Below are 5,102 nucleotides of genomic sequence, written 5' to 3'. Positions count from 1 at the left end.
TGCGCGTACCCGCCCCCGCCCGCCGCCCCAACCGGAAGCGCGCCGCCGTACGCCCGGGCGCCTGGCGGTGGACGCGATGACCACGGTCCAGTCCGAAGCGCGGGCCGTACCGGACGAGGACCACCCCAACGGCGCCGCCTGGACCAGCCCCCGCCCGGACGGACTCCCCGAACACATCCGGCCCTGGACAGCGGCCGAACAGGGCGAGCACCTGGCCGTCCTCGCAGAGGCCGTCACCGGCTTCGCCGTCACTACCGCCATCGGCAAGACCGCTCACCCGGACGGAGCGCCAGCCGTGAGGCGACAGCACCCGAAGCACGAACAGATCTGCGCGCTCCTCGGCGAGGGCCACAGCAACAGCGAGATCCGCCGCCGGACGGGAGCCGACGTCAGCGCGGTCGCCCGCATCCGCGCTCGTGAAGGAATCGGCCCGGCCACGATCACCCACCGGGGTCCGCGCCCGCATCCCAAGGACGCCGCGATCAGGGCCCTGATCACCGAGGGCAGGAACGACCGCTACATCGCCCGCGAGTTGAAGGCCGATCCTGCCGCCATCCGCCGCATCCGCAAGGAGACCGGCGTCCCCAAGCCGCCTCTCCAGCCGCTGTCCCTGATCGAGAAATGGGCTGCCCGGACGAAGCCCGTCGACGGCGGGCACCTGGAGTGGACCGGCGAACGCGTCGGCCCCGGCCGCTCACCCACCATGCGGTACAAGGAGGCCTCCTACAGCCCCACCGCGATCGCCTTCGAGATCCGGCACGGCCGCCCGCCGCACGGCTACGCGATCGCCGACTGCGAACTGAACCAGTGCGTTGCTCCCGACCACGTCGACGACGAAGCCGGCCGCCTCGCCAAACGGCAGCAACTCCGCCATGCCAAGGGGCTCGACGACCGCCCGGACACCTGCCCGGACGGCCACGACCAGAGCATCTACGGCCGCCTCGAGCGAGACGGACGACCGTACTGCGAAGCCTGCAAAAGCGCCCGCAAGAAGGAACCAGCCGAGCAGCGCGAGGCCCGCGTCAGTGCCCGGGCGACCGTCCGAAAGGACATCGAGAACCTGCTGCGCCAGGACGTTCCCCAGATACACATCGCCCGTCGGCTCGGTGTCGGCGCGCACAGGGTCCAGCGCGTCCGCGAGGCACTCGGACTGCCGGCCCCGCAGCGCGGGCCCCGCGCGCGGTACGGCTCCCTCGCCGAAGCATTCCACGCCCACACCTCATCGGCCGACGACGGTCACGTGCTCTGGGCCAGCACCCTGCGCGGCACCCCGTACGTGCGCTTCCACCAGCAACGAGTCCCGGCCACCCGCACCGCCTTCGAACTCCACCACGGCCGGCCGGCCGTCGGCCCCGTGCTCACCAACTGCGGCGTGGACGGATGCCTCGCGGGCGCCCACCTCACCGACCAGCCGATGCGAGCCGCCCACCGCCAGGCTCTCAAGCACCCGGCCCCGCGGCCCAGGTCCCTCGAGGACATCCTCCGCGCCAAGACGACGCCGACCGCTGACGGTCACCTGCTCTGGAACGGCCGCGGCACCCCGTGTGTGTACTTCCGCCAGCAGGCCCTCTCCGCATCCCGCGTCTCCTTCGAACTCCACCACGGCCGGCCCCCCGTCGGACGCGTGATGCCCGACTGCGACACCGCCGGCTGCCTCGCGGGCGGCCACCTCACCGACCAGCCCATGCGGAGCGCCAACCGGCGCGCTGACAAAGCCTTCACGTCGATCTTCGGAGCCGCGTCGTGACCATCGAGTGCGAGCTGTGCCACCAGCCCATCCGCTCCGCGCCATCGCGCGCCCGGCGGGTCGGCTCGCGCTGCTGGCGGAAACTCGCGCCCGCCCAACGCGCAGCCATCCGCCACCTCCTCACCCACACCACCGCCCCGAACCCGGCCCGCGTACGCGCCGCCCTCAACCAGCCCGCCCCGACCACCGACGGCCAACTCCCTCTGAACGAACAGGACATCCCCAGTGCCCACCGTTAACGGCATCACCTTCAACCTCACCGCCCGGGTCCAGGTCCGGGGAGCCGTCGAACCCGCTGCCCGGCACGGCGCAGCCGAGGCCGCCGCCCTCCTCACCGCCCAGGGCCAGCACGTCCACATCGTCTCCGAGGGCGAGGCCCACTGCCCCAAGGGCCAGTGCACCCCCGCGATCGTCGCCGGGCTCCTCGCGGCAGGTCACCGGCCCCGCCCGCACATCGACTTCCCGCTCCCCCTCACGTAAGGAGCCACCCCGGTGAACAGCGAAGACACCGTACGAGGCGCAGCGGTGACGACCACCCCGTGCCGCGCCTGCCGCACCCCGAAGCCCGTCCGCATGTACCTGTGCGCCGACTGCTGGGACCGGCTGCCGAGGCCTGCCCGTCGTGCCCTCACCCGGCGCGATGGGCAGGCCCTGGCCCGGCTGCGGGCACTCCACACCCAACTCGACGCAGGCACGCCCCTGCCCGAGATCACGGCCGACCTCACCGACCCGGAGGCTCGACAGTGACCACCCACCTGCGGTACGCAATCGGCGCCGCCACCGGCAGCCTGATCTGCCTTGCCTTCGCCACCGCGCTGGTCCTCGACGGCCTGCCCTGGATCAGCCTGACCGTCCTGGGCACCGCGGCCCTCCTCGCCTGGGACACACGACGCGAGACCCGCCTGCACCGGCGCCGCCTCGCCGAACACGACCTCGCCAGACGCCGCGCCCTCGGCGAGACCGTGCCCGCCCTGACCCCGTGCTGCCTCCTCAACCCCCGCTCGAAGGGCCACGCACACGACCACCGCTGCACCCTGCCCGGCCCCGCCACCCGCGTCCTGCCCGCCGACGACACGACAGCGGGGTGGACCGCGTACCAGCGTCTCGCCGCCCAGCTCACCGGGGGCAACGTCCGTACCGAGTGCCCGTGCGGCTGTGGCCGCCCATGGTCGGTCGGAGGCCGGTCATGAGCGAACTCGTGGTGTACCGGTACGTCTGCCCCTGGTGCACGGCCGGCGACATGGGCGAGAGCACCGGCCGCTGCCTGCACTGCGCCGGGAGCGGTCTGACCAACGACGTCGCCGGCTGGCCCGCCGACGAACTGGTCGAGGCGCCCGTCCCGCCCGGCGTCATGCGCCGCCCCTGCGCCGACTGCGCGTTCCGCCCCGGCAGCCCCGAACTCGAAGACGACGGGCGGTGCTTCCCCGACGACGGCCCGTTCTGGTGCCACCACGGCACCGTCCGCGGCTACGCCGGCACCAACGTCCCCGTCGGATCGTGGCGGCCGGACGGCCACCCCCGGGACATCCCCCTCGGCGAACTCATCTGCGCCGGCTGGTGGGCCAAACAGACCGGCCGCCCCCTCCCCACCACCCCGTACCGCGACATCGACACCCCGAAGGACTCAGCCCATGCATGACCCCGATCGCCCTTGCCCGCACGAGGACTTCGATGCCTACGTGGCCGTCAACCGGATCACGACGGGCGACGCCGACCCGACCGTGGTCGGCTATGCGGCCGACATCAAGGTGAACTGCCGCGATTGCGGCGAGCCCTTCCGCTGGACCGGTGTCCCCGCTGGTCTCTCCCCGGGCCAGCCGACGTGCAGCGTGGACGAGACCGAACTGCGCGCCCCCCTGCGCCCGGCGTCCGCCGACCCCGACTTCGGCCTGGGCATGCCCGGCTTCGCCGTCAGCTACCAACCCGGCCCGGCGGTGCAGTCATGACGGCCGTCGGCTGGGACCCGGACGGCTGGGAGGGCGAGCACTGCGACGGCCCCTGCTGCCACACCACCCCACGCATCCGCCCACCCCGCGGCCCTGGACTCCTCGCCCGCATCAGCCGCGTACTCCGCCCCACCGGGCGGACCAACCCGAAGGAGCACTGAGCCATGCACGACCCGATGACCGTCGCGTACGAGATCCGCTCACCCCGGCCCAGAACCGACGCATGGACAACCGAGGACGCCGCCCGAACGGGAACCCACTGGAAGGCGGGCGGCGCGTTCTGGGTCCTCGCCGGACGAGGCTTCTACTTCCCGGCCCTGGTCACCATCTGGCACCGCGACCCGTCCGGCTACGACCACACCACCTGCCGCACCAAGCACTGGCGGCTACACATCCACCACTGGCGCATCCAGGTCCGCCCCCTCCAGGAACTGCGGCGTCGCCTGCTGACCCGATGCTCCTGGTGCCACGGCCGCCACACCAAGACAGACCAGGTCAACATCTCCCACCAGTGGGACCGGCCCCGCGGACACTGGTGGCAGGGCGAGAACGGGCTCTTCCACAAGGACTGCTCCCTCATCAAGTCCGCCCACTCCACCTGCGTATGCCACCGCCCGGCCCTCGACCAGGGCACCTACGGCCGCTGCGCCCACTGCGGGAAGCACCGCGCCTACGGCACCACGCCCGACCGCGTGGCACGCAGCCGCACCCTCGCCGCCATCCCCGCCGGCCACCGCCACGCACCCCGCCCCACGACCGACGCACCCGAGGAGCGGTGACTGTGGAGATCTACTTCGTCCGTACCGACCCCGTCCAGGAGGTCGCCGCCGAGCCCGCCACCCTCGACCTGCTCCGGGACATCCTCCGGCCGAAGGCCGTCGTCGAGACCCGCGCCGCGCCCGAGCTGCTCACCGCGGCACGGGCCGCCAGCTGGCCTCTTGTCTACGACGACAAGATCCCGCCCGGCTACGTCCACTGCCGCCCCACCCCGGGGGCCGCCTCTGCACTGAGGGCTGCGGAGATCGAGGAGTGCTGGCGGGCACTCATCCCTGGCGAGGAGCACCGCCAGCCCATCAAGGGCGCACTCGACGGCATCCGCCACGCTCTGACCGACATGGAGTTCACGAGCAAGGACCCGGAGCCCGCCTTCGTCTGGCCCCGCCAGCACGGCAAGAGCGCCCTCACCATCGAGGCGACGTTCCAGCAGACCGACGCTATGAAGAGCCTGTTCGCCTGGGCCGACGCCCACGTCCGCGGCCGCCAGCAGGCGATGGTGGCGCGCCTCGCCGACGAGTTCGACCGTCCCCGGTTCCTGGTCCGCCGCCAGTTCTACGCGGTACAGCACGTCCTCGAGGCCGCCGGTATCGGCGACGGCTACGGCAACCTCACCGTCCCCCAGCCCGTGCGCC

Annotated in this window: 10 protein-coding genes; all 10 read left to right on the top strand. The window is 72.7% G+C overall.

The features are described from left to right. The coding region (locus AOK08_RS46645; RefSeq protein WP_206743406.1) for a hypothetical protein at positions 1–1,747 on the top strand (1,747 nt) is incomplete at its 5' end. Beyond that, complete coding sequence (locus AOK08_RS24155; RefSeq protein ID WP_055529734.1) at positions 1,744–1,986, top strand: hypothetical protein; 243 nt, start codon at positions 1,744–1,746, stop codon at positions 1,984–1,986. The genes AOK08_RS46645 and AOK08_RS24155, both read left to right, overlap by 4 nt. Further along, positions 1,973–2,227 (top strand): hypothetical protein, encoded by a 255-nt coding sequence (locus AOK08_RS24150; RefSeq protein WP_055529733.1) that lies wholly within the window; start codon positions 1,973–1,975, stop codon positions 2,225–2,227. The genes AOK08_RS24155 and AOK08_RS24150 overlap by 14 nt, the downstream gene beginning before the upstream one ends. 12 nt (positions 2,228–2,239) lie before the next feature. Further along, a complete protein-coding gene (locus tag AOK08_RS24145; protein WP_055529731.1) occupies positions 2,240–2,494 on the top strand; it encodes a hypothetical protein in 255 nt (84 codons plus the stop codon). After that, positions 2,491–2,937 carry a hypothetical protein gene (locus AOK08_RS24140; protein WP_055529729.1) on the top strand — a complete coding sequence of 149 codons (447 nt, stop codon included), beginning with the start codon at positions 2,491–2,493 and terminating at the stop codon, positions 2,935–2,937. Before AOK08_RS24145 ends, AOK08_RS24140 begins: the two co-directional genes overlap by 4 nt. Next, a complete protein-coding gene (locus AOK08_RS24135) occupies positions 2,934–3,386 on the top strand; it encodes a hypothetical protein (RefSeq protein WP_055529727.1) in 453 nt (150 codons plus the stop codon). Before AOK08_RS24140 ends, AOK08_RS24135 begins: the two co-directional genes overlap by 4 nt. Then, positions 3,379–3,693, top strand: coding sequence for a hypothetical protein (locus AOK08_RS24130; RefSeq protein ID WP_055529725.1), 315 nt, complete (start codon positions 3,379–3,381; stop codon positions 3,691–3,693). The genes AOK08_RS24135 and AOK08_RS24130 overlap by 8 nt, the downstream gene beginning before the upstream one ends. Beyond that, complete coding sequence (locus AOK08_RS45915) at positions 3,690–3,854, top strand: hypothetical protein (RefSeq protein ID WP_157876774.1); 165 nt, start codon at positions 3,690–3,692, stop codon at positions 3,852–3,854. The genes AOK08_RS24130 and AOK08_RS45915 overlap by 4 nt, the downstream gene beginning before the upstream one ends. Before the next feature lie 3 nt (positions 3,855–3,857). After that, positions 3,858–4,472, top strand: coding sequence for a hypothetical protein (locus AOK08_RS24125; protein ID WP_055529723.1), 615 nt, complete (start codon positions 3,858–3,860; stop codon positions 4,470–4,472). Continuing rightward, a partial coding sequence (locus tag AOK08_RS24120; protein WP_157876773.1) for a hypothetical protein occupies positions 4,469–5,102 on the top strand: 634 nt, incomplete at its 3' end. The genes AOK08_RS24125 and AOK08_RS24120, both read left to right, overlap by 4 nt.

Source organism: Streptomyces graminilatus (genome assembly GCF_001418565.1).
GTDB classification, from domain to species: domain Bacteria; phylum Actinomycetota; class Actinomycetes; order Streptomycetales; family Streptomycetaceae; genus Streptomyces; species Streptomyces graminilatus.
This window is presented reverse-complemented; position numbering and strand designations above follow the sequence as displayed.